Source organism: Streptomyces sp. NPDC104226, assembly GCF_055584085.1.
This window is the reverse complement of record NZ_JBVJMS010000009.1, coordinates 287,266-311,817: the sequence shown is the minus strand read 5'-3', so window position 1 is coordinate 311,817 and position 24,552 is coordinate 287,266. Positions and strand designations below refer to the sequence as shown.

Here is a 24,552-nt window from a genome sequence, read left to right as displayed (position 1 = left end):
GGTGGATGCGTTCGCGGACGCACACACGTCTAGCATGTGCTCCTCACGTTCCACTGGGGGGATCATGTTCATGTCTTCACGCAGGCGTCCGCATGCCGCGCGGGGTCGTCTCATCGCGGCCTGCACGGGCCTGGCCGCCGCGACCGGCATGCTGCTGTCGTCACCCGCAGTCGCCGGAACGCTTCCGCCGAAGCCGCACAAGGCCTCGCCCCGCGCGGATTTCACAGGGGACGGACTGGGCGAGATCATGTACCGGCCGTACACCGGCCGGATCTGGTCGGCGAACCCTGTGAAGGGTTACATGGGCAGCGAGATGACCCTCGAAGAGGACCTCCTGGGCGTGGTTTCCTTCAAGGACTACATACCCGTCGGAGACCAGAACGGCGATGGTTCCCCTGAGATCCTCACGCTCACGGCCGACGGAATGCTCTACATGGTGAGCACCTTCGCGGACGGCACCGCGGACTGGGTGACGGACACCCTGCGCGTGGCGTCCGGCTGGCAGATCTACAACAAGGTGCTGTCGACCGGCGACCTCAACGGTGACACCCGCCCGGATGTCCTTGCCCGGACCCCGAGCGGTGACGTGTACTTCTACGGCTCCACCGGAAAGAAGGGCGCGCCGTTCGGGCCGCGCGTCAAGATCGCAGGCGGATGGCAGGTCTACGACCAGTTGGTCGGTGTCACCGACAACGACGGCGACGGGGTCGGCGACGTCGTGACCCGTACGCCCGCCGGACAGCTGTACATGCGTTCCGGGATCGCGGGCAAGTCCCCCTCGTTCAAGCCGCCCGTCGACCTCGGCCGCGGTTGGGGCGCGTACAACCAGATCGCCGGCGGTGACGACATGGACGGTGACGGCCGCGGCGATCTCGCGGCCCGGACGGTCAACGGTTCGCTCTACATCTACAAGGGCCTCGGCAACGGCCGTTTCGCTCCGCGGACCGAAGCCACCTGGCGGAACGACTGGCAGAAGGCGGACGTGCTCTTCGGCGCGGGCGGAATTCCCGCCTACGGCAAGTCCGGCATCCAGGCCGTGGCCCCCGACGGCAAGCGCTTCATCTATCCGACGCTCGGCAACGGCCTGCTGGGACCGCGCCGTGCGGCTGCCTCCCCCTACATCTGCGGCAACGCCAGCGTATCCGGGACGAGGTTGACCGCATTCGCCTCCGACCTCTCCATCGACGCCAAGCCCGACCTTCTAGCGGTGTGCAACGAGGGCAGTCTGACGAGCGGCCCCACAGGCGGGCAGCGGATCGGCGGGCATCTGGGGTGGGGCGCCTACGACGCTCTGGTGGCCCCCGGCGACCTCACCGGTGACGGCAAGTCCGACCTGCTTGCGCGCGACGGGTCCGGCAACCTCCACCTGTACCGGAACTCCTCCGGCGAGATCGCGTACGGCCCGTACTTCTCCACCTCGGTCAAGCTCGGCTGGGGTTGGAACATGTACGACCGGATCCTCGGAGCGGGCGACCACACCAACGACGGCCGGGCCGACATCATCGCCCGTACGCCCTCCGGGGACGTGTACCTGTACCCCGGGACGGGCAAGGCCTCCGCCCCCTTCGGGCCCCCCGTCAAGGTGGGCACCGGCTGGCAGGTCTACGGCAAGCTCGCAGCGATCGCGGACATGGACGGCGACGGCAGGGGAGACATCCTCGCGGCCGACCGCGCCGGAAACCTGTACCGCTATTCCTCTACGGGTACGGGCTCGGGGACGGGAGCCTTCCGCCCCCGAGCCCTCATCGGCAACGGCTGGGACATGTACCGCGATCTCCAGTAGGCCGCGGCGATCGATGGCGATCGATCAGACGGAGGCAGTGGTGTAGCGGTTCGCGGGTCGGGCGAGGCCGTAGTTCTCGCGGAGGGTTCGGCCCGTGTACTCGGTGCGGAAGAGGCCGCGGCGCTGGAGGATCGGGACGACCTGGTCGACGAAGTCGGTGAGGCCGGTCGGGAGCACCGGCGCCATGATGTTGAAGCCGTCGGCCGCGCCCTGCGTGAACCACTCCTCCAGCTGGTCGGCGATCTGCTCGGGCGTCCCCGCGAAGACGCGGTGGCCGCGGCCCGCGCCCAGGCGGGCGATCAGCTCGCGCAGGGTCAGGCCGCCCTCGCGGCGGGCGAGCTCCGCGACGAGCGTGAAGCGGCTCTTGTTGCCGTTGATGTCCCGCTCCTCGGGCAGCTCGGGCAGTCCGCCGTCGAGCGGCAGCCCGCTGAGGTCCACGCCCAGCATGTTGGAGAGCTGGGCGAGCCCGTACTCCGGCACCTGGAGGTCGGTGAGTTCCTGCTCCAGGGCCCTGGCCTCCGCCTCGGTGGAACCGATGACGGGGGCGATGCCGGGCAGGACGAGGAGGTCGTCCTCCGAGCGGCCGTACTTGGCGAGGCGGGACTTGAGGTCCTTGTAGAAGGTCTGGCCGTCGGCGAGGGTCTGCTGGGCGGTGAAGACGGCCTCGGCGTACTGGGCGGCGAACTCCTTGCCGTCCTCCGAGGATCCCGCCTGGACCAGGAGCGGGTGTCCCTGCGGGGTGCGGGGGACGTTGAGCGGTCCGGCGACGCCGAAGTACTCGCCGCGGTGCGCGGCGGGGTGGAGCTTGTCGGTGTCGGCGTAGATCCCGCGCTCCTTGTCGAGGACGATCGCGTCGTCCTCCCAGCTGTCCCAGAGCTTGGTGGCCACGTCGAGGAACTCGCGGGCGCGTTCGTAGCGGAGGTTGTGCTCCAGGTGCTCGTCGCGGTTGAAGTTGCGGGCCTCGTCGACGCTGCCGGAGGTGACGATGTTCCAGCCGGCGCGGCCGCCGCTGATGTGGTCGAGGGAGGCGAACTTCCGGGCCAGGTTGTAGGGCTCGTTGAAGGTGGTGGAGACAGTGGCGATGAGCCCGATGTGCTCGGTGACGGCGGCGATCGCGGAGAGCAGGGTGAGCGGCTCGAAGCCGCCGACGGCGTTGTAGCGGGCCTTGCCCCAGAGGGCGACCCCGTCGGCGAAGAAGATCGAGTCGAGCAGGCCGCGCTCGGCGGTACGGGCCAGTTCCTGGAAGTAGCGCAGATCGGTGATCCGCTCGGGGCTGCTGGCCGGGTGGCGCCAGGCGGCGTCGTGGTGACCGGCGTTCATGAGGAAGGCGTTGAGGTGGAGGGTCCGGGGCGTGGGTGCGGTCATGTCGTGTCCTCGGTACGGGTACGAAGCGGGGGCCCCGCGGGGCGGGGGCCGGGAACGGGGGGAGCGCGGGCCCGCGGGGCGGGGGCCGGACCGGGCCCGGGGCCGGCGCCGAGGCCGGAGCCGGGGCCGAGGCCGGGCCCGGGGCCGAGGCCTGGTTGGGCCGAGCCCGGCCTGGGTTGGGTCCGGCCTGGGCTGGGTCCGGCGTGGGCCGGGCTGGGTCCGGCCTGGGCCGGGCTGGGTCCGGCCTGGGCTGGGTCCGGCATGGGCTGGGTCGAGCCGGACCAGGCCGGACAGGTTGGCCCGGACCAGACCAAACCAGGCCGAGCTGGGTCGGGTCTGGTCGGACCAGGCCGGAAAGGGCCGGGACGAGCCGGACCTGGCCGAGCCGGACCTGGCCGAGCCGGATCGGCTCGGGCCGGGCCGGGTTGGGCCGGGTTGGGCCGGGTTGGGCCGGGCCGGGTTGGGCCGGTTTGGGCCGGGCCGGCCGGGCCGGGTTGGGTTGGGCCGGGCCGGGTTGGGGTCCGGCCAGGTCGGGTTGCGTAGGGCCAGGCTGGGTCCGGGGTGGGTGTCAGGACGGGACGCGCCAGGTGCTCAGGCGGCGTTCGATCGTGATGAGGATCTGGTTGAAGGCGAGGCCGATCGCGGAGATCGTGACGATGCCCGCGTACATCTGCGGGATCGCGAAGTTGAACTGCGAGGCGTTGATCAGGTAGCCGAGGCCCGCCTTCGCGCCGATCATCTCGGCCGCGACCAGGACCAGGATGGAGACGGCCCCAGCGAGCCGGATGCCGGTGAAGATGACCGGCACCGATGCCGGCAGGATCACCTTCTGGAACAGCTTGGGCGTGGACAGGTCCATCGAGCGCGCCAGTTTCACCAGGGTCGGGTCGGCGTTGCCCACGGCACTGATGGTGTTGAGGAGGATCGGCCAGACGCAGGCGTAGACGACGATCGAGACCTTCGAGGTCTCGCCGATGCCCAGCAGCAGGACGAACACCGGCAGCAGCGCGAGCGCCGCCGTGTTGCGGAACACCTCCAGCAGGGGACCGAGCAGCGCCGCCACCGGCCGGTACCAGCCGATCAGCAGTCCCAGCGGGACCGCGACGACCACCGCGATGCCGAATCCGCCGAAGGAGCGGGCGAGGCTCGCCTTGCTGTGCTCGGCGAGCTGCCCGTTGCCGAGCAGCTCCCACCAGGCCTTGGCGACCTCGCTCACCGGCGGCAGGAACGTCGCGTCGACCAGCCCGAGCCGGGGCGCCGCCTCCCACAGGGCCAGCAGCGCGAGGATCGCCGCCGAGCGCAGCGCCACCGCGCGCAGCCCCCGCAGGATGCGCAGGGCCAGGGCCGTGGCCGGTGCCTTGACGGGGGCCGGCGCGGGGGTGCGTACCGCCGCGGGTGTGAGGGTCCGTACCGCCGGCGCCTCCACCGCCTCCTGCACCGACGCTTCCACCGTGGTGCTCATACGGCGACCTCTTCCTTCTCCAGTTGCTGGGCTCGGGCCACCTCGTCGTGGAGCAGGGTCCAGATCTCGTGGCGGTAGCGGGCGAACTCCGGGCTGGAGCGCAGGTCTTCACCGGTGGCCCCGGTGGCCCGGTCGCCGAAGGACACCGGGACGACCTGCTTGACCCGGCCGGGGCGGGAGGTGATGACGGCCACCCGCTGCCCGAGGTAGACGGCCTCTTCGATGCCGTGCGTGATGAACACGATCGTCTTGCCGGTGCTCTGCCAGATCCGCCGCAGTTCGTCCTGGAGGGACTCGCGGGTCTGCGCGTCGAGCGCCGCGAACGGCTCGTCCATCAGCAGCACGTCCGGGTCGTACGCGAGCGAGCGCGCGATGGCGACCCGCTGGCGCATGCCGCCGGACAGTTCGTGCGGGTGCCGGTCCTCGAACCCGGAGAGACCGACGAGGTCCAGGAACTCACGCGCCTTCGCGGCTCGTTGGCGGCGCGGGACGCCGGTGGCCTCCAGTCCGAACTCGATGTTGCCCAGCGCGGTGCGCCACGGCAGCAGCGCGTACTGCTGGAAGACGATGCCCCGGTCGAGCCCCGGCCCGGTGACCGGCTTGCCGTCGAGCAGGATCCGGCCGGAGCTGGGCGGGGTCAGGCCGCCGAGGAGGTCCAGGAGGGTGGACTTGCCGCAGCCGCTCGGGCCCACGACGACCACGAACTCCCCCGAGCCGATCTCCAGGTCGATGCCGTCGAGGGCGGTGAACTCCTTCTTCTTGTCCTTCGTCGGGAAGGTCTTCGTCACGGAGTCGAACACGATCTTCGCCATGGTGGTGCCCTCAGCCCTTCCCGGACGCGTTGAACTCGTTGGTGTAGAGGTCGGCCGCCTTGAGCTGGCCCTTCTTGACCTCGCCGCGCTCGCCCAGCCAGTCGATCCACAGCTGGAACTCCTTGTCGGCGATCCGGCCGCCGGCCTCGGCGACCCCGTACGAGCGCCAGTACTGCAGGGTCGAGGTGTCCTCGTTGCGGCCGCGCTTCTTGACGATCTCCGTCATCCGCGCGATGACCTCCTCGCGCGGGGTGGCGCGGGACCAGTCGATGGCCTTGGCCACGCCCGTGGTGAAGGTGCGGACGGTGTCCGGGTTCTCCTTGATGAACTTCTGCGTCATCACGTACGAGCCCGCGCTGAACGCGCCGAGCAGTTCGAAGTCCTTGAACAGCGGCCGGATGCCGCCCGCGGCCAGGGCCTTGTCGCGCAGCACGCCGCTGAGGACGCCGACCTCGATCTGCTTCTGTCTCAGGGCCTGTTCGGTGTTGACGGGGGGCACGACGAGCGATTCGACCTTGGCCGCGTCGGCCTTGGAGAGGCCGTTGCGTTCCAGGTAGATGTCGAGCAGGGCCTGGGCGTGGGCGCCCAGGGTGTTCATGCCGACCTTCTTGCCGATCAGGTCCCGGGGGGAGCGGATCGGGCTGTCCTCCAGGACGTAGTAGCCGAGGTAGGTGTCCTTGTCGGAGCCGTAGTAGGAGGTGACGGCCTTGATCTGGGCCTTGCTCGACGCGAGTTTGACGATCGCGCCGTTGAAGGCTCCGCCGAAGTGGGTCTGGCCCGTGGCCGCGGACTGGATGTCCTGGGGGCCGCTGATGGTGTTGCCGACCCAGTCCAGGGTCACGTCGCCGAGGAAGCCGAGGTCGGCGGCGAGTTCGGGCAGGCTCACCGCACCGACGTTGCCCTGGTACTTCAGGGAGGTGATCTGGCCGCCGCGGGCGCCGGTGGCGGTCGCCGTCCCGCAGCTCACCGCGGCCGCCGAGATGCCGAGCAGGGTGAGGAACTGGCGTCGGGAGGTGCGGGTGGTGGTGAAGGCTGCGGACATGGCGATTCGATTCCTTGTCGATCCGGGTCAAGCGGGTCGGGCGAACGGGGCGGGCAGGTCGGGCGGGTCGGGCGGGTGATTCCGTACGAGGGTCAGCGCGCGGTGGCGAGCGCGGCGGCCCGGGCGGCGCGCAGGGCGTCGGCGAACTCGTCGACGGCCTGGTACAGGTCCAGCTCCGCCTCCGGCCTCAGCCGGTCCGGGCCGGCCCCGCGCTCGACGGTGGAGTCCAGGACGAAGCGGCCGGCGGTGACGTGCCGGGCGCCGAGCGCGGCGAGGACCGGGCGCAGGGCGTAGTCGATGGTCAGGACGTGGGCGAGGCTGCCGCCCGTGACCAGCGGGAAGACCGTCTTGCCGGCCAGCCCGTCCTGCGGGAGCAGGTCGAGGAAGGCCTTGAGGAGACCGGTGTACGAGGCCTTGTAGACGGGCGTCGCGATGACGATCCCGTCGGCTTCGGCGACGGCCTCCAGGGCCCGGCGGATCTCCGGCTCGCCGCGGCGGGCGGCGAGGAGATCGGCGGCGGGGAGCTCCCGGACGGCGAGCTGCGCGGTCTCGAACCCGGCGTGGTTCAGGCGGCGCAGCACGTGGTCGGCGACCACGTCGGTACGGGAGTGGACGGACGGACTGCCGGTGAGGGCGAGCAGCTTGGGCACGGAACGCTCCTTGGCTGACGGGGAGGTGGGGCGGAACGGGTCGTTCGGGTCCGGTCGGTGCCGGGCGGCGCGGGGGCCGTGCCCGCCGGCTCAGGCTCCGGAGGCGGAGGCTTCGGAAGCGGAGGCCCCGGAGGCGATGCCGAAGGCCGGGTCCGGCACGGACTCCGGGCTGATCAGCCGGGACGGGACCCCGTCGGGCCCGACGGGGACGTCGCCGTCGACGGTCACGCGGCGCAGGGTGCGCTCGTGGTCGTCGGAGTCGTCGACGCCGTAGTGCTGGGTGGCGCGGTTGTCCCAGATCGCGACGTCACCGGCCCGCCACTGCCAGCGGACGGTGTTCTCGGGGAGCTCGATGTGGGCCTGGAACAGGTCCTGGAGGAGGCGCGAGTCGCGGCCGGTGAGCCCGTTGATCCGCTGGACGAAGTTGCCGAGCAGCAGGGTGCGTTCGCCGGTCTCGGGGTGGACCCGGACCACCGGGTGCTCGGTGAGGAACTTGGTCGAGGTGAACACCTCGCGGTACTGGGCGAGTGCCTCGGGCAGGGCGTCGGGCTTCAGGGCGGCGTAGTCGTACTCGTTGGAGTGCACGGCGCGCAGGCTGTCGGCGAGGACGCGCAGCGGCTCGGGCAGGCCGGCGTAGGCGGTCGCGGTGTTGGCCCACAGGGTGTTGCCGCCGTACGGCGGGATGGTGACGGCGCGCAGGATGGAGAAGGCGGGGTAGGCGGGGACGAAGGTGACGTCCGTGTGCCACTGGTTGGCGCGGGCTCCGTGGTGGGAGTCGATGCCGAGCGCGTAACGCCCGTCGGCGGAGGGCACGGTGGGGTGTGCGACGGGCGCGCCGAGCAGTTCGGCGAAGGCCTCGTGGCCGTCCTCGTCGAGGTGGTCCTGACCGCGGAAGAAGACGACCTTGTGGGCGAGCAGCGCGGCCCGGATCCCGGCGACGGCCTCGGCTTCGAGTTCGCCGCCGAGCCTGACTCCGCCGATCTCGGCGCCTATGCGGCCGCCGATCTTGGTGACGGTGAGGTCGGTGCGGGTGGCAGTGGACATGAGGGACTCCTTGTTTATTTCCGCAGAGGAAGAAATGAAGGGAAGCGAGGAGGGTGAGGGCGGGCGGTGACCGCCCGGCGGAGTTCGGCGGGGCGGCAGGGTCGGGACGGCGGGGACCGGCGGAGAGCGAGTGGACCGGCAGGACCTGCGACGGAACGGCGGCGTTCGGTCGTCGGCACCGGCGCGGGGATCGACGGGCGGCCGTCGGCCGTCGGCGGAGTGAGCGGGCGGTGCTCGGATCGGACGGCCTGGACCCGGAGTCGGCCACCACCGGCCCACCGGTGACACGGCGCGAACCCGTACGACCGCCGGGGACGGCGGGGTACGAACGCCCGGCCGCTCGGCAGCTCGGCGATTCAGGGGCCCGGCGGGCTCAAGGGCCCGGCGGGCTCAGGGCCTCGGACGCTCAGGAACAGCGCGGGGCCGTACAGCGACGGCCCTGACACTCGCCCGGCGCGGTACAGGGGCCGGGGGTGTGGAGCCGCGGGGCGAGGAACTCGGTCGCGGTCATGTCCCGGAGCCTGCCAGCGCCCCCGCCCCCCGGTCAATCCCGTCCGGGGCGCCCGCCCAGCACCCTCGGGACCCCCCTCGCACCCCGCGCGACCTGCTGTTTCACCGCTTTCCGCCACCCCCCGAACGGCCGAAAACCATGGCTTCATTTCACGCCCCCGCAACGCACCCGCCACGCACCGCCGGATCCGGGCCTCGGCCCGCGCCGCCGGACCGGGGACCCCGGCCCGTGTTCACAGCGCCCGGTCGTGCGCCTCCTGCACGGTGCGGGCGTGGGCGCGGGCGGCGCGTTCCGCGGCTTCCGGGTCGCGGCGGGCGATCGCGTCGGCGAGGTCGTCGTGGGTGCCGGAGCCGAGGACCTCCCCCGGCCACCGCGAGGCCAGGGCCGCGATGCTCTGCCGGACGGCCTGGGAGATGCTCTCGTAGAGGTCGACCAGGAGGGGGTTGCCGCTGGCGGCGACCACGGCCCGGTGGAAGTCGAGGTCCCGGTCGACGAAGTCGGGGCCGACGCCCTCCGGGTCCGCTTCGAGCGCCCTGCGGCGGGCCAGCAGGGCGGACAGGATGCGGGCCAGGTCCTCCTCCCCGCGGTGCACCGCGGCCACTCCGGCCGCCTCCCGCTCCAGGGAGAGCCTCACCTGGAGGATGTGCGGCAGGCCGGCGTGGCGCAGGCGGCGCTGGAGCGCCGCGTTCAGGTCGCTGGTGGCCCGTACGTACGTCCCGTCGCCGCGGCGGGCCTCGAGCAGGCCCGTATGGCACAGCGCGCGCACCGCCTCGCGCACCGTGTTGCGGCCGACGCCGAAGGACTCGACCAGGGCGCCCTCGGCCGGGATCTTCTCGTCCAGCGGCCAGCGGCCGCTCTCGATGGCCTGCTCAATCCGCTCGATGGTCTGCTGCACTAGCGTCGTCACGCACGGCCTCTTTCGCGTCTACGGGGCGTACACCCAGGATCCCACTCCAGAAACATCCCATGTTTGGGTCGCGGAATCCGACATTTGCGCCTACTCTGGAACGAGATTCCCCGAGATCCCCCTACTTCTCCTTGAGATTGCCTCATTCCGGCGATTTCAAATATGGGATCTTTCATCGTGGCGTTGAAGTCGTTGAAGTCGTTGAAGTCGTTGAAGTGGAGCGTGGTGACCGTGAGCAGCGTGCAGACAGTGGTCCGTGAGTCACGGCAGGAGGCACCGGCCGACGAGGGGCCGTCCGGCGGGCGGAGGGATGTGCTGCTCCTGGCCGTCGGCGTGCTCCTGATCGGCGCCAACCTCCGGCCGGGCGTCGTCGCGATCTCACCGGAGCTGGCCGCCATCCGGGCCGGCACCGGGCTGAGCGGATCGGCCGCCGGTCTCCTGACCACCCTCCCGATCCTGTGCTTCGGGCTCCTCGCCCCGCTGGCCTCGCGCCTCGCCCGGCGCATCGGACGCGACCGGGCGCTGGGCGCGATGATGGCGCTGCTCACCGTCGGCATCGTGATCCGGATGCTGCCCGGCCTGTTCGCACTCTTCACCGGGACGGTCGTGCTCAGCGCGGCCCTGGCCCTGTCCAACGTGCTGGTGCCCAGCGTCATCAAGCACCACTTCGGCGGACGCGTCGGCCTGATGATGGGCCTGTACTCGGTCGCCCTGTTCTCCGGCGCCGCACTCGCCGCGGGCGTCACCCTGCCCCTGGGCGAGGCCCTGGGCCTGGGCTGGCGCGGAGCCGTCGGCCTGTGGGCCCTCTTCTCCGGCCTGGCCTTCGCCCTGTGGCTGCCGCGGATGCGCGGCGGAGCCGCCGACCCCGTCCCGGGCCCGACGGCTCCGGACGTCGTCGCGGCACACCGGCGGGCGGCTCGCGCCGATCGCCGGGGACTGCGGCACTCTCGGCTCGCCTGGCAGATCACCCTGTTCATGGGCATGCAGTCGCTCGTCTACTACGCCTGCGTCGCCTGGATCCCCGCCGTGCTGACCAGCCACGGCATGGCCGATTCCGAGGCCGGTCTCCTGCTCTCCCTCATGAACCTCCTGGGCATCGCCGGCTCCCTCGGCTTCACCGCCCTGGCACACCGCTCCCGCAGCCAAGTGGCCTTCGCCGTCTGCGGGTCCGTGCTGTTCACCGTCTCCCTGGTCGGGCTCGCCGTCGCCCCGGTCTCCGGCGCCTACCTGTGGATGGCCCTGCAGGGACTCGGTGGCGGCCTGCTGATCAGTACGGCCCTCGCGGTGATCGTGCTGCGCAGCCCCGACAGCACCCGCGCCGCGGAGTTGTCCGGCATGGCGCAGGGAGTCGGGTACCTCCTCGCCGCCGTCGGCCCGTTCCTCGTCGGCGTCCTGCACGACGCCACCGGGCAGTGGACCCTCCCGCTGCTCCTCCTGGCCGGGCTCTGCGTCCCCATGGCCCTGTTCGGCATCGGGGCCGGGCGCGACCGCCGGCTGGCATGATCGGCACCACACCCCCACCCCGCCGAGGAGCCCGCCCGTGCCTCCCACCCCCGGTGACGGCCGGGCCGCCGCCAACGCCGCCTCCGTGCTCCGCGCCGTCCTGGACCACGGCCCCGTCGCGCGGAGCGACATCCCGAAGCTCTGCGGTCTGAGTCCGGCGGCCGTGTCGCGGCAGACCACGGCCCTGCTCCGGGCCGGGCTGCTGCACGAGCGCCCCGAGACGGAGCCGCACCCCGCGGCGGCCGGCCCCGGCCGCCCCCGCATCCCCCTCGACCTGCACACCGGTCCCCTCGGCGGCCCCCTCGCCGCCGGTCTGCACATCGGCGTGCCCGCCTCCACCTTCAGCCTCGTGGACCTGCGCGGCCGCGTCCTGGCCCGCCGGTCCCTCCCGCACGCGGGCCGCTCCCCCGGCAGCCTCCCCGCCGACATCGCCGCCGGACTCGGCCGGTTCCTCCGGGCCGCCAACCCCGCCGGGCGCCCCGTGCTCGGCGTCGGTGCGGCCCTCGGGGGCTGGGTCCGCCCCGCCGACGGCACCGTGGTCCGCCACGACGCCCTCGGCTGGCGCGACCTCCCGCTCGCCGCCGAGCTCTCCGGCCGACTCGGCCTGCCCGTCTCCGTGGACAACCACGCCCGCGCCGTCGCGCACGCCGAGATCCTCTTCGGCCGCCCGGAGGCCCGCTCCAGCCTCCTCCACCTCTTCGTCGGCAACGTCGTCGACGCCGCCTTCGGCATCGGGGGCACCGTGCACCAGGGCCCGGAAGCCGCCGCCGGGGACGTCGCGCACCTCCCGGTGCCCGGGTCGCGGACCCCCTGCGCGTGCGGTCGTACGGGCTGCCTCCAGGCGGCCGCCTCCGACGGGGTCCTCGGCGCCGAGGCCGTGCGCCGCGGCATCGTCCCGGGTCCTGCCGACAACGCAGTCAACCTCCTGGTCGACGCCGCCGCCACCGGCGACCCCCGCGCCGACCGGCTGCTGCGCGAACGCGCCCGTACCGTGGGCCGGGCCGCCGCACTGCTCCTCGACGTGTTCGACCCGGCCGTCATGGTGGTCGCCGAGCTGGCCAGCATCCTCCACGACGGCTACCTCGACGAGATCCGCGACGCGGCCGGCGACCAGGACCGCTACGGGCGGCGGATCGTCGCCCCGCAGGCGGGTCCCGCCGTACTCCCGGTAGCCTCCGCGACCGTCCTGCTCGCCCCGCTCTTTCGTGACCCCTCCCGACTCACATGAGAGGGCGAGATCACATCCGGTGGTTATAGGTCGTTCACAGGTACCCCCCTAACATTCGAGCCATGACGGTCCTGCCTGATGACGGGCTCTCCTTGGCCGCCGAATTCCCTGACGCGACGCATGAGCAGTGGCAGCGCCTGGTAGAGGGCGTGCTGCGCAAGTCGGGCAAGGAAGTTTCCGGCGAGGCCGCGGAAGACGCGTTGTCCACGAAGCTCGAGGACGGGCTCACCACCCGCCCGCTGTACACCGCGCCCGAAGCCGCGCCCGACACCGGTCCGACCGGGCTCGCCGGTTTCCCCGGGTTCGCCCCCTTCGTACGGGGCGGCCGCCCCGAGGGCGGCGCCGCCTCGGGCTGGGACGTGCGCCAGCGCATCGCGGGCAGCGACCCCGTACGGGTGAACGACGCGGCCCTGGCCGACCTGGAGAACGGCACCACCTCTCTGTGGCTGGCCGTCGGCGACGCCGGCCTCCCCGCGGAGGGCCTGGGCCGCGCGCTGGAGGGGGTCTACCTCGACCTGGCGCCCGTCTCCCTGGAACCCGGAGCCCAATTCGCCGAAGCCGCGCGGGCCTTGCTCGCGCTGTACGCCGAGCGAGCGGTGGCCCCCGAGGCCGCCCACGCTTCCCTGGGCGCCGACCCGCTCGGCCACGAGGCCCGGACGGGTGAGGCACTGGACCTGGCGGAGGCCGCCGCGCTCGCCGCGGACACCGCCGCCTGGCCCCACGTGCGCGCCCTGACCGTCGACGCCCTGCCCTACCACGAGGCCGGCGGCAGCGCCGCCGAGGAGCTGGGGCTCTCCCTGGCCACCGGGGTCGCCTACCTGCGCGCCCTCACCGAAGCGGGGCTGACGGCCGAAGCGGCCTTCGGCGAGCTGGAGTTCCGCTACGCCGCCACCGCCGACCAGTTCCTCACCATCGCCAAGCTGCGGGCCGCCCGCCGGCTGTGGGCGCGGATCGCCGAAGCCTGCGGGACCCCGGAGGCCGGCGCCCAGCGCCAGCACGCCGTGACCTCGCCGGTGATGATGACCCGCCGCGACCCGTGGGTGAACATGCTGCGCACCACCGTCGCCTGCATGGCGGCGGGCGTGGGCGGCGCCGACGCGGTCACCGTGCTCCCGTTCGACCAGGAGCTCGGCCTGCCCGACGCGTTCGCCCGGCGCATCTCCCGCAACACCTCCACCATCCTGCTGGAGGAGTCCCACCTGGCCCGCGTGATCGACCCGGCCGGCGGCTCGTACTACGTCGAGCAGCTCACCGACGAACTCGCGCACGCCGCCTGGGAGTTCTTCCAGACCGTCGAGAAGGCGGGCGGCCAGGCCGCCGCCCTGCGGTCCGGCCTGGTCGCCGACCGCCTCGCCGCCACCTGGGCCGCGCGCTCGAAGAAGCTGGCCACCCGCCGCGAACCCGTCACCGGAGTCAGCGAGTTCCCGCTGCTCTCGGAGAAGCCGGTCGTACGGGAACCCGCGCCGGCCCCGCTCACCGGCGGACTGCCGCGCGTGCGGCGGGACGAGGCGTACGAGGCCCTGCGCGCCCGCAGCGACGTACACCTGGCGGCGACGGGGGCCCGGCCCACCGTCTTCCTGGCGGCCCTGGGCCCCGCGGCCGCGCACACCGGCCGCGCCACCTTCGCCTCGAACCTGTTCCAGGCGGGCGGCATCACCCCGGTCCACGACCCGGTGTCGGTGACCCCGGAGACGGCGGCGGCGGCCTACGCGGCGAGCGGCGCCGACGGCATGGCCGTGCTGTGCTCCAGCGACGCGCTGTACGAGGAGCAGGCCGAGGCGGTGGCCGCGGCCCTGCGCTCGGCCGGCGCGACGACCGTGTTCCTCGCGGGCAAGCCCGGTACCGCCGCGGCGGCCGTGGACGAGTACGTCTTCGCCGGCTGCGACGCGGTCGCCGTGCTGTCCTCCGTACTCGACCGGATGGGAGTCGCGCAGTGAGCACCCCCCGCATCCCCGATTTCTCCGAACTCCCGCTGGACGGCGCGACCCCGGCGGCCGGTTCCGAGGACCAGTGGCGCACCGCGGTCAAGGAGTCCACCGGGACCACCCCCGCCGACCTGCTGTGGGAGACCCCCGAGGGGATCGGCGTACAGCCCCTGTACACGGGCCGCGACCTGGAGGGCCTGGACTTCCTCCACACCTACCCGGGCGTGGCCCCGTACCTGCGCGGCCCGTACCCGACGATGTACGTCAACCAGCCCTGGACGATCCGGCAGTACGCGGGCTTCTCCACGGCGGAGGAGTCCAACGCCTTCTACCGGCGCAACCTCGCGTCCGGCCAGAAGGGGCTGTCGATCGCCTTCGACCTGCCCACGCACCGCGGCTACGACAGCGACCACCCGCGGGTGACGGGCGACGTCGGCATGGCGGGCGTGGCGATCGACTCGATCTACGACATGCGCCAGCTCTTCGACGGCATCCCGCTGGACAAGATGACGGTGTCGATGACGATGAACGGCGCCGTGCTGCCGGTCCTCGCCCTCTACATCGTGGCGGCGGAGGAGCAGGGCGTCTCGCCCGACAAGCTCGCCGGGACCATCCAGAACGACATCCTCAAAGAGTTCATGGTCCGCAACACCTACATCTATCCGCCGAAGCCCTCGATGCGGATCATCTCCGACATCTTCGCCTTCACCTCGCAGAAGATGCCCCGCTACAACTCCATCTCGATCTCGGGCTACCACATCCAGGAGGCCGGAGCCACGGCCGACCTGGAGCTGGCCTACACCCTCGCGGACGGCGTGGAGTACCTGCGGGCGGGCCAGGCCGTCGGCCTGGACGTGGACGCCTTCGCGCCGCGCCTGTCCTTCTTCTGGGCGATCGGCATGAACTTCTTCATGGAGGTGGCGAAGCTGCGCGCGGCCCGCCTCCTGTGGGCGCGCCTGGTCAAGCAGTTCGACCCGAAGAACGCCAAGTCCCTTTCCCTGCGCACCCATTCGCAGACCTCGGGCTGGTCCCTCACGGCGCAGGACGTCTTCAACAACGTCACCCGCACCTGCATCGAGGCGATGGCCGCGACCCAGGGCCACACCCAGTCGCTGCACACCAACGCCCTGGACGAGGCCCTGGCCCTGCCCACCGACTTCTCGGCGCGCATCGCCCGCAACACCCAGCTCCTGCTCCAGCAGGAGTCGGGCACCTGCCGGTCCATCGACCCGTGGGGCGGCAGCGCGTACGTCGAGAAGCTCACCTACGACCTCGCCCGGCGCGCCTGGCAGCACATCCAGGAGGTCGAGGCGGCCGGCGGCATGGCGCAGGCCATCGACGCGGGCATCCCCAAGCTCCGCGTGGAGGAGGCCGCGGCCCGCACGCAGGCCCGTATCGACTCGGGCCGCCAGCCGGTGATCGGCGTCAACAAGTACCGGGTGGCGACGGACGAGCAGATCGACGTCCTCAAGGTCGACAACTCCTCCGTCCGTGCCCAGCAGATCGCCAAGCTCCGGCGGCTGCGCGAGGAGCGCGACGAGGCGGTCACCCAGGACACCCTGCGGGCGCTGACCAACGCGGCCGAGCGCGGGGAGGGCAACCTCCTCGCCCTGGCGGTGGACGCGGCGCGCGCGAAGGCCACGGTGGGCGAGATCTCGGACGCCCTGGAGAAGGTGTACGGGCGGCATGCGAGCCAGATCCGTACGATCTCGGGTGTGTACCGAACCGAAGCAGGCGAGTCCCCGTCCCTGGAGCGCACCCGCGCGCTCGTCGACCGGTTCGAGGAGGCGGAGGGCCGCCGGCCGCGCATCCTGGTCTGCAAGATGGGCCAGGACGGGCACGACCGCGGCCAGAAGGTGATCGCGACCGCCTTCGCCGACCTGGGCTTCGACGTGGACGTCGGCCCGCTGTTCCAGACGCCGGAGGAAGTGGCCCGTCAGGCCGTGGAGGCCGACGTGCACGTGGTCGGCGTATCCTCGCTGGCCGCCGGGCACCTGACCCTGGTACCGGCGCTGCGCGCGGCCCTCGCCGCGGAGGGCCGCGAGGACATCATGATCGTCGTGGGCGGGGTCATCCCTCCCGCGGACGTCCCGACGCTCCTGGAGATGGGGGCGACGGCGGTGTTCCCGCCCGGCACCGTCATCCCGGACGCGGCGCACGACCTGGTGACGCGGCTCGCCGCGGACCTGGGCCACGAGCTGTAGGGGCCGCCGTGCCACCCCGGATCGACATCCCCGCCTACACGAAGGGCGTACTCGACGGGAAGCGCGCGTTCGTCGCGCGCGCGATCACCCTCGTCGAGTCCACCCTGCCCGCGCACCGGGCCCTGGCGCAGCAGCTGTTGACGGACCTGCTCCCGCACGCGGGGCGGGCGCGCCGCATCGGCATCAGCGGGGTGCCGGGCGTCGGGAAGTCCACCTTCATCGACGCCTTCGGCACCCTGCTGACGGGGCTGGGCCACCGGGTCGCGGTCCTGGCCGTCGACCCGTCCTCCACCCGTACGGGCGGCTCCATCCTGGGCGACAAGACCCGGATGGAACGCCTCTCCGTGGACCCCGCGGCCTTCGTCCGGCCGTCCCCGTCGGCGGGGACGCTGGGCGGGGTGGCGAAGGCCACCCGGGAATCGATCATCGTGATGGAGGCGGCGGGCTACGACGTGGTCCTCGTCGAAACGGTGGGCGTGGGCCAGTCGGAGACGACGGTCGCCGGGATGGTCGACTCCTTCCTGCTCCTCTCCCTCGCCCGCACCGGCGACGGGCTCCAGGGCATCAAGAAGGGCGTCCTGGAGCTGGCCGACGTCCTCGCCGTCAACAAGGCGGACGGCCCGCACGAGCGCGACGCGAAGTCCGCGGCGCGCGAACTGTCCAGCGCGCTGCGCCTGATGCACCCGGCCGACTCCGCGTGGACCCCGCCCGTCCTGACGTGCAGCGCCCGGGAGTCGACGGGCCTGGAGGAGGTCTGGAACCGCCTCGAACAGCACCGCCGGCTCCTGGAGGCGGGCGGCCGCCTGGCGTCGAAGCGCGCGGCCCAGCAGGTGGAGTGGACCTGGTCGATGGTCCGCGACGAACTGCTGGAACGCCTCCGCTCGAACCCGGCGGTACGGGACCTGGCCCCGGCCCTGGAGTCCCAGGTCCGCGCAGGCACCCTGACCCCCACCCTGGCGGCGGACCACATCCTGACGGCCTTCACCGACTCCTGACACCGGCGGGGCGATCCAGCCCCGCCGGCGTTCACACCCCAGCCCCGCGGCCGCTTGCAGCCCCGCCGGCACATGAGGCACGGGGTCCGGGGCGAGCCCCCAGCCCCGCCGGCACTTGAGGCGCGGGGTCCAGGGCGGAGCCCCCACCCCAGCCCCGCCGGCGTTTGAGGCGCGGGGTCCGGGGCGGAGCCCCGGGAAACGGCGAAAGGGCGGGGCGGGGAGCAAGCCCGCGCAGCGGCTCCCCGACCCCGCCCCGGCGTCAGCCTCAGGCGGCGACCAGCACGGACCCACCCGGGGTCAGCATCCGCCGCAGCACCCGCACCCGCTCCTCCGCATCCCCCTCGGAGAGCAACGCCGCCAGCACGGCAACCCGCGCCTGCGGAGCCCGCAGCGTCCCCGTCGGCACGGCCCCGGCCGCGACCAGGTCCACCGCACCCCCGTGGGTGTAGATCTCCGTCACCGGCCCGGCAGCAACCCGCGTGGTCAACGCCACCAGCACGCCGTCCGCGACGGCCGCCTTCACCGCGTCGACAACCTCCGGCGTCGCGTTCCCCGCGCCCGTCCCGACCAGCACGATCCCGCGCGCCCCCGCCGCCACCGCGGCGTTCAGCAGTACCGCGTCACCGCTCACGTGGTGCACGACGACGTCCACCCGCGGCGGCCCTTCCGGCGCCTCCGGCATCGCGGGCAGCGGCAGCGGCTCCGGCCGCACCGGCGTCCGCAGCACGGTGACCTTGCCGAAGCCGACCTTCCCCAGCAGTTCCTTCGACGGGTCGGCGAACGCGTCGAGCGCCACCGCCTGCGCCTTCACGGTCCCGCGGGCCGCGTGCACCCGGCCCGCGAACGTGATCAGGACGCCGAGCCCGCGCGTCTTCGACGCGGTCAGCAGGGCGTCGTAGAGATTCCCGGGACCGTCCCCGTCCGCCGCCCCCATAGGCCGCTGCGAACCGGTGAACACCACGGAACGCGCGTCGTGGTGGTGCAGGTCCAGCAGGAACGCCGACTCCTCCAGCGTGTCGGTGCCGTGCGTGACCACGACCCCGTCCACGCCCGGGTCGGCGAGCACCTCGTGCACGGTCCGCAGCAGCGTCAGCTGGTGCGCGGTGGTCAGCCGGGGGCTGTTGACGCTGAACAGGTCGACGACCTCGACGCTCACGCCCTCCGGCAGCGGCGCGGTGGCCATGACCTCGGCCCCGTCCGCATCGGCCGCGAAACCGGAACCCTGCCAGCGGCTGGCTATCGTCCCGCCCGTACTGATCACGACGATGCGTCCCATGACCCCGACCCTTCCCTCACACAGCCCGAAACGGCCCGCACAGATTTTCTACAAACGGCAATGGTAGGCCGATCTACGCGCAATGCGATTGCGATTTAGCCCCGCCCCGCAATAAAACCTGAGTGATAATTGCGCAATGGACGCGATCGACAAAGAAATCTTGCGCGAGCTCCAGGCCGACGGCCGGCTCAGCAACCAGGAGCTCGCCCAGCGCGTGGGCCTCACCCCCTCCCCCTGCATGCGCCGGGTCCGCCAGCTCGAAGAGGAAGGGATCATCCAGGGCTACCGCGCGGTGATCTCCCCAGAAGCCGTGGGCCGGGGCTTCGAGGTCCTGGTCTCCGTGGAGGTCCGCCGCGACCGCGAGGCCGTCGAAGCCTTCGAAGCGGCCCTCCAGGACATCCCCGACGTCATCGAGGCCTACCGCCTCTTCGGCAGCCCCGGCTGCCTCCTGCGCATCGCGGTGGCGGACCTCCGCGCGTACGAACGCCTCTGGATCGAGCAGCTGACGGCCCTCTCGGGCGTCACGGAGGTCAACTCCCAGATCATCATGAAACGCATCAAGGAACCGACGGGCCTGCCGGTGTAGCCGGTCCGGCCGCCCGCCCGACGGCCGGGAGGGATTCCTGCGGATCCTCCGTCCCGGCCGTTGCGTGCGGTCAGTCTTCTTCGGGCTCGTCCTGGGTGTAGTCGCCCTTGCGGTTCTCGATCACGTTCTGGACGTGGAGGACCATTTCGCGCAGCTCGATCCAGTTCTCCTTCATACCGAACATCAACGGGAGCGTCACACCCTCCGCCAGCCCTTGCAGCTCGTCGAGCCGGACCCTGGCGGTGGACAGGAAGTCCTTGAACTCACGGCGCACATCGGCGATGTCCCTCAGGGACCCCGTCACCCCGGATCCACCCGCGCCACCTCCCGAACCGCCCGCCCCGTGGCCGTCCATCCCATCGCCGTCATCCTGGTCGTCGCCCTCGTCGTCATCGCCCTCCTCGTCCTGCGGCGGGTCGAGGAGCAGTGCCGCCTTCTTCGGGTCGGAGGCCACGAGCACGTCCCACTCCAGCAGCAGGACCGGCTCCCCGTCCTCCCGCAGGACACGGTCCTCCGCGCCCAGGTCGACGGCCAGATGCTGGTACTCGGGGCCGGACACTGACGCCGGATCGCCGGGCAGACCCAGCGTCTGCCTGGTCCCCGAGTTACGGGGCAGCCGGCCGTCCTCGAAGCGCTGGGCAGCCAGGGCCAGCGTCCAGAGACCGAGCTCGTTTCCCTCCTGCGCCAGCCCCTCGATGACCTTGTGCACGTCGGAACGGAAGGGGACCTTTCCGGGCGCCCTGTACGCACCGACCCCCGACCCCACGTTCCGGGTGAGCATCTTGTCGGCGATCAGAGCGGTGCCGCCGGCCAGGGCCAGAGTGAGACGGGCGTCCCGGCTCCCCCCGAGCGCGGGCTCGACGAGGGCCGTGAAGTCATCGGTCACTATGGGGACCCAACCGTCGGAAAGGACCTCCTTGAAGAGGACACCCCCGTTGGACCACGCGTTGCGGGCCTGCTGGGCAACGGACATCTTCGTGGACCGCCACGGATGGTCGACGATGGGGCCGAGCAGGCTCGCGTACCCCTTGTCCGTCATCCGGCGGTCGCCCTTGATCTCCTTGGCCCGGTTGCGCAGTTCGTCGGAGATGGCCGGACGCGTCAGGGTGTGCAGCAGCCGCACGGCACGCCACAGGCCGGTGCCCGGGATCTGCGGATCCTCGTACACCACGGAGACCGCCGAGGCCTTCCGCCGTCCGACGGCCAGTTCGTAGACCGCTTCGAGTCCGTCCGGCTTCCGGCCCAGAAGGACGCGCTTGAGGGCCCGGCTGACGACCTCGACGTTCTGGGCGGAGCTGTCCCACGGCTTGAACTCCACATGCACGGAGGCCAGGATCGAGCGCAGCGCGTCGTCGAACACCTCCTCGGCGTTGAGCGAGCCCTCCCGGTCGTGCGCCCGGACGCCGACCGTGACGTGTGCGGGCACGACGTAGGACTGCGCGATCCGGATCGCCGGCAGGGGCGGCGCCTCGCCCACGGCCAAGGAGGCGATGGTCTTGGTGAACACCGTCCGCTGGATCTTGCGCCAGTTCTCCCGGGCCAGCGCCATCCGCTGGGTCAGTGGCTTGACCGGGTCGTTCGCGGAGGGCCGCTGCTCGTCCACGAGCACTCCGGCCGCCAGCGTCCCGACCTCCTCGGGGTCCTTGTCCGGTCCCGCGAACACGTTCCACGCGCTGGCCAGCCGGGTGATCCCGTCCCGCGCGATCAGGCCGTAGACCGGTTCGGAGCCGTCGTCGAACTCGTAGACGACCGGGTGCACGATCAGCGCGCGGGTGACCCGGCGGGCAAGGATCGATTCGGTGTAGGAGTTCTTGTAGAGGGTGGCGGAGATGGTCTGCTTCACGTGCCGCCTGAGGTGCGCGGGGCTCTCGTACCGGTAGCGGAGGATCGCCTGCGGCTTCCCGTCCTCGGCGACCCCTTCGACCCGCGGGTCCTCGACCCCGAGCAGTTCCTGCCCGGTGCGCGGCTGGATGGCCGGGAAGATCTCCGACAGCCAGAGCCTGGAGTGCACGGACATCAGGGTCGCCCCGTCCACGTGCTCCTCGAGGAGCAGGCCGGCTCGGGCGTCCGGCGACTCGCGCAGTTGCAGGGCCACCGACTCCGGAGTGACGGCCCCCCGGGCCACGGCGTGCCAGGCGTCCTCGGGCAGGGAGACCACCGAGCTGTTCAGGCCCGCCTTGACCAGCTTGCTCCGGTCGTCCGTGGCTGAGGGTTCGGGGAGTTCCCGGTCGACGGTGGACACCTCGACCTGCTCTTTGCCCCAGTCGACGATGATCGGCGAGGCCGGGGGGGTGGGTGGGGATGCCGGCATGGAGCCACTCCTCTTGTCAGGTCGGTATGGGAGACTGGAATTGCGGTTCTGGCCCCGCCTCGTGCGGGCTCCCAGGTCCTGCCCGGCTGGGCCCCGGATTCGTCCGGGGCCCAGTCCCTTTCGTTTTCGCGCCGCTCAGCGGACGCGAGGCCCGTCCGCGTCGGGGAACGTCTCGGCGAACCAGTCCCACATGAACCTGCGGGACTTCCTCCTGGCGACGGCCTGGTAGGCCGCGTACGCGAGGAAGTCGGCGGCCTGCAGGAGGGCGCGGGTGGGAGCGGGCTCGAACACCGGATCGCCGACGAGGTACCGGCCCTCCGGGGGGAGCGTCCGGTGGGCCCCCCGGAGCGCGGCCTCCCTCCCGTCGCCGTCCACGATCAGCCGGCCGTACGTGCCGTCCTCGGCCAGCTCGGCGTTCAGGTCGTGCACGAGGGCCTCGAAGAGCGCGGGGCGGTCCCGCGCATAGTCGGTCGTCTCGCGGTGGACGGCGTGGATCCGGACGCCGGGAAACCGGGCGATGCAGCGGAGCCCCCGGAGGATGACCTCCTGGGTGTGCCGCCGGTGGAAGTCGGGGCTGCTGCTTCGCGAGCGACGGAACTGGCCGCGGGGTCCGGCGAGTTCGACGGCGTGCAGGGGAACCGAGACCGGGATCAGGAGCCGAGGGTCCGCTGCGAGCTCCTCGCGGAACTCCTGCCAGAGCCGCTCGGCGGCGGCGCGGCAGGGGCGGTCGACCCCTAAGGCCGCGAAGTGGATGCTCGTACTGCCGTCACCGCCGTCGTCGACCTCGTAGTCGCGGTGCGGCGTCGCGCCGTTCTCAGGAGACATGGGAAATCAACTCCGCAGGCACGTGCGGGCTGGTCCGGACGCCATTGCCGGGGCCTGTCCGCACCACCTCCGGGAAGGGGTACGGGCGCGGGGTGCTCTACCGCGCGACGGGCCGGCCGACTCCGCCGGCGCTGGTTGCCGCACGGTCCGGGATCAGACCTCATGGGAGGTGCCACCCGGACTAGCCGCCGCCCCCGGCACCTGTCAACCACCAGGCCCTCAGGGCCTCCAGGACCATTCCCGGAGCCACACGTCACAGCGGTGCCTCGCACCACGCTGTAATCAACGATACCCATGCAGCCGAATGGAAGTGAAGCAAATCCTGTCCATCTACCCGCAGTTGGAGATCGGCACACCCACCACGTCGCATCGCGCAGCGGAACGCGACTCCGGCCGCGCTCCGCACGTTGACCATGCCACGAGCATTCGGTTAGGCTTACCTAAGTCGGATGGCTGTCGACCGTGCGCGGCCCGTACCCCCGCCGTGGCGGTCCGACCGGCCCTGTGACGGACGGACTGCCCATGCTGTGTTCGAAGTTGATCAACGCGAACATCGTCACCATGGACCCGGACCGTCCCTTCGCCCGTGAGCTGGGGATCTGGCGGGGGCGGATCGTGGGGCTCGACGAGGACGTGGCCTCGCTGCCCGCCCGGGAGGTCGTCGATCTGCAGGGGGCCACCGTGCTGCCCGGGTTCATCGACAGTCACGTACACCTCGCCTGGACCGGGCTGAAGCAGAGCACCCCGAGCGTCGCCCCGTGCGAGCGGGTCGAGGACGTGCTGGCGGTGGTGGCGGAGGCGGTCTCCCGCTCGGCGGGCGGGGACGGGGCCTGGGTCGATGTCATGGGCTATGACCAGCGGGCCCTGGGGCGGCACCTGACCGCCGGCGAGCTGGATACGGTCAGCCGTGGGCGCAAGGTGTTCCTCATGCACGACTCCGGCCACGGGTGCGTCGTGAACAGTGCCGTCCTGGGGCTGCTGCCCGCCGAAGTCCCGCACCAGGACGGCTTCCTCGCCGAGGCGGCCATGACCGCCGCGCGGCGGCTGCGGCTGCCGTACGGGCAGGCCGAGATCGCCGACGCCGTCGAGCGTGCGGCCCGGACCTGCCTCGCCGAAGGCGTGACCGCCGTCGCCGAGGCGGGCATCGGGGGCGGACTGCTCGGCCACAGCCCGGTGGAACTCGGCGCCTACCAGCTGCTGCGGGACCGGGGAAGGCTGCCGCTGCGGGTCCAGCTCATGCCGGCCGGCGATACGCTGCGGCCTCGCGAGGCGCACCGGGAGGACGGCTTCCCCCGCTCCCTGGACCTGGGCATGCGCACCGGATTCGGTGACGACTGGCTGTCGCTGGGCGCGCTCAAGATCTATACCGACGGCGGCATGATGGCCCGTACCGCCGCGCTCACGGCCCCGTACGCGGGTACCGACCACACCGGCCAGCTCCAGGACGACCCCGAGGTCCTCACCCGGCTGATCGTGGACGGTCACCTCGCCGGGTGGCAGCTCGCCGTCCACGCCATCGGGGACCGCGCCGCCGACCTCGCGCTCGACGCGCTGGAGCAGGCGCAGCGGCTGCTGCCCCGCCCGGACGCGCGGCACCGGATCGAGCACGCCGGGCTGATCCGCCCCGACCAGCTCCCGCGCTTCGCGCGCCTGGGCGTCAGTGCGGTCGTCCAGCCGACCTTCCTCCACTCCTTCGGGGACGACTACGCGGACGTGATGGGTGAGGAGCGGGCCCCCTGGATGTACCGGGGGCGCGGGTTCCTGGACCACGGGGCGACCCTCGTGGGGAGTTCGGACCGGCCCGTCACCGACGGGGCACCGCTGCGGGCGATCCAGTTCATGGTCGAGCGCACGTCCGCCTCCGGGCGGCCGATCGGGCCGGACGAGGCGATCACCGTCGAGGAGGCGCTGCGCGCCTACACGGTCGCCGGTGCGTACGCCTGCCGGTGGGAGGACAGCGCCGGCAGCCTCGCCCCGGGGAAGCGCGCCGACCTGGTCGTCCTGGGCGACGACCCGCGGTACGTCGATCCCTCCCGGATCGGCGCCATCGAGGTCGTGGAGACCTTCGTCGACGGACACCGCACGACGGATGCGGACAAGGATGCGGGAAAGCTGTGAATGGA

The 24,552-nt window shown here is 72.2% G+C and carries 18 protein-coding genes; 8 read left to right on the top strand and 10 right to left on the bottom strand.

The window, feature by feature from the left end; translation table 11 throughout:
• The first annotated feature begins 70 nt into the window (after nt 1-70).
• Nucleotides 71-1,783: an FG-GAP repeat domain-containing protein gene (locus ACZ60J_RS27795; RefSeq protein ID WP_469685943.1), complete on the top strand. Its 1,713-nt coding sequence runs from the start codon at nt 71-73 to the stop codon at nt 1,781-1,783.
• Nucleotides 1,784-1,807: 24 nt separating this feature from the next.
• Here the strand turns inward: ACZ60J_RS27795 and ACZ60J_RS27790 are convergent, their stop codons facing one another.
• The 7 genes from ACZ60J_RS27790 to ACZ60J_RS27760 form a co-directional block, all read right to left on the bottom strand.
• Nucleotides 1,808-3,148 (bottom strand): LLM class flavin-dependent oxidoreductase, encoded by a 1,341-nt coding sequence (locus tag ACZ60J_RS27790; RefSeq protein WP_469685941.1) that lies wholly within the window; start codon nt 3,146-3,148, stop codon nt 1,808-1,810.
• Nucleotides 3,149-3,716: 568 nt separating this feature from the next.
• Nucleotides 3,717-4,610, bottom strand: coding sequence for an ABC transporter permease (locus ACZ60J_RS27785; RefSeq protein ID WP_469685939.1), 894 nt, complete (start codon nt 4,608-4,610; stop codon nt 3,717-3,719).
• Complete coding sequence (locus tag ACZ60J_RS27780; RefSeq protein ID WP_469685937.1) at nt 4,607-5,422, bottom strand: ABC transporter ATP-binding protein; 816 nt, start codon at nt 5,420-5,422, stop codon at nt 4,607-4,609. The genes ACZ60J_RS27785 and ACZ60J_RS27780 overlap by 4 nt, the downstream gene beginning before the upstream one ends.
• Nucleotides 5,423-5,432: 10 nt before the next feature.
• A complete protein-coding gene (locus ACZ60J_RS27775) occupies nt 5,433-6,464 on the bottom strand; it encodes an ABC transporter substrate-binding protein (RefSeq protein ID WP_469685935.1) in 1,032 nt (343 codons plus the stop codon).
• A 92-nt stretch (nt 6,465-6,556) separates the two neighbouring features.
• Entirely contained in the window at nt 6,557-7,114 is a 558-nt protein-coding gene (ssuE, locus tag ACZ60J_RS27770; RefSeq protein WP_469685933.1) for an NADPH-dependent FMN reductase, read from the bottom strand.
• Between the two features lie 90 nt (nt 7,115-7,204).
• On the bottom strand, nt 7,205-8,158 hold the full coding sequence (locus ACZ60J_RS27765) for a TauD/TfdA dioxygenase family protein (protein ID WP_469685931.1): 954 nt from the start codon (nt 8,156-8,158) through the stop codon (nt 7,205-7,207).
• A gap of 743 nt (nt 8,159-8,901) precedes the next feature.
• Nucleotides 8,902-9,576 (bottom strand): FadR/GntR family transcriptional regulator, encoded by a 675-nt coding sequence (locus tag ACZ60J_RS27760; RefSeq protein WP_469685930.1) that lies wholly within the window; start codon nt 9,574-9,576, stop codon nt 8,902-8,904.
• Nucleotides 9,577-9,738: 162 nt separating this feature from the next.
• Here ACZ60J_RS27760 and ACZ60J_RS27755 point away from each other — a divergent pair, with 162 nt between their 5' ends.
• From ACZ60J_RS27755 to meaB, 5 genes are all read left to right on the top strand, one after another.
• Nucleotides 9,739-11,079, top strand: coding sequence for a CynX/NimT family MFS transporter (locus ACZ60J_RS27755; protein ID WP_469685928.1), 1,341 nt, complete (start codon nt 9,739-9,741; stop codon nt 11,077-11,079).
• A gap of 37 nt (nt 11,080-11,116) precedes the next feature.
• Nucleotides 11,117-12,307, top strand: a complete 1,191-nt coding sequence (locus ACZ60J_RS27750; protein ID WP_469685926.1) for an ROK family protein — start codon at nt 11,117-11,119, stop codon at nt 12,305-12,307.
• Between the two features lie 62 nt (nt 12,308-12,369).
• Nucleotides 12,370-14,244, top strand: a complete 1,875-nt coding sequence (locus tag ACZ60J_RS27745; RefSeq protein ID WP_469685924.1) for a methylmalonyl-CoA mutase family protein — start codon at nt 12,370-12,372, stop codon at nt 14,242-14,244.
• Nucleotides 14,241-16,436: a methylmalonyl-CoA mutase gene (scpA, locus tag ACZ60J_RS27740; protein ID WP_469685922.1), complete on the top strand. Its 2,196-nt coding sequence runs from the start codon at nt 14,241-14,243 to the stop codon at nt 16,434-16,436. Before ACZ60J_RS27745 ends, scpA begins: the two co-directional genes overlap by 4 nt.
• An 8-nt stretch (nt 16,437-16,444) precedes the next feature.
• The gene (gene meaB, locus ACZ60J_RS27735) at nt 16,445-17,431 is read left to right on the top strand and encodes a methylmalonyl Co-A mutase-associated GTPase MeaB (protein ID WP_469685920.1); all 987 of its coding nucleotides are present in this window, start codon (nt 16,445-16,447) and stop codon (nt 17,429-17,431) included.
• Nucleotides 17,432-17,696: 265 nt separating this feature from the next.
• Here the strand turns inward: meaB and ACZ60J_RS27730 are convergent, their stop codons facing one another.
• Nucleotides 17,697-18,707, bottom strand: a complete 1,011-nt coding sequence (locus ACZ60J_RS27730; protein WP_469685918.1) for an asparaginase — start codon at nt 18,705-18,707, stop codon at nt 17,697-17,699.
• 136 nt (nt 18,708-18,843) lie between these two features.
• On the opposite strand from ACZ60J_RS27730, the gene ACZ60J_RS27725 reads away from it, so the two are divergent.
• Nucleotides 18,844-19,293: an Lrp/AsnC family transcriptional regulator gene (locus tag ACZ60J_RS27725; RefSeq protein ID WP_250742902.1), complete on the top strand. Its 450-nt coding sequence runs from the start codon at nt 18,844-18,846 to the stop codon at nt 19,291-19,293.
• Between the two features lie 70 nt (nt 19,294-19,363).
• Here the strand turns inward: ACZ60J_RS27725 and ACZ60J_RS27720 are convergent, their stop codons facing one another.
• A complete protein-coding gene (locus tag ACZ60J_RS27720) occupies nt 19,364-21,604 on the bottom strand; it encodes a hypothetical protein (protein ID WP_469685916.1) in 2,241 nt (746 codons plus the stop codon).
• A 135-nt stretch (nt 21,605-21,739) separates the two neighbouring features.
• Entirely contained in the window at nt 21,740-22,429 is a 690-nt protein-coding gene (locus tag ACZ60J_RS27715; RefSeq protein WP_469685914.1) for a hypothetical protein, read from the bottom strand.
• Between the two features lie 522 nt (nt 22,430-22,951).
• On the opposite strand from ACZ60J_RS27715, the gene ACZ60J_RS27710 reads away from it, so the two are divergent.
• Entirely contained in the window at nt 22,952-24,547 is a 1,596-nt protein-coding gene (locus tag ACZ60J_RS27710; protein WP_469685913.1) for an amidohydrolase, read from the top strand.
• Nucleotides 24,548-24,552 lie beyond the last annotated feature (5 nt).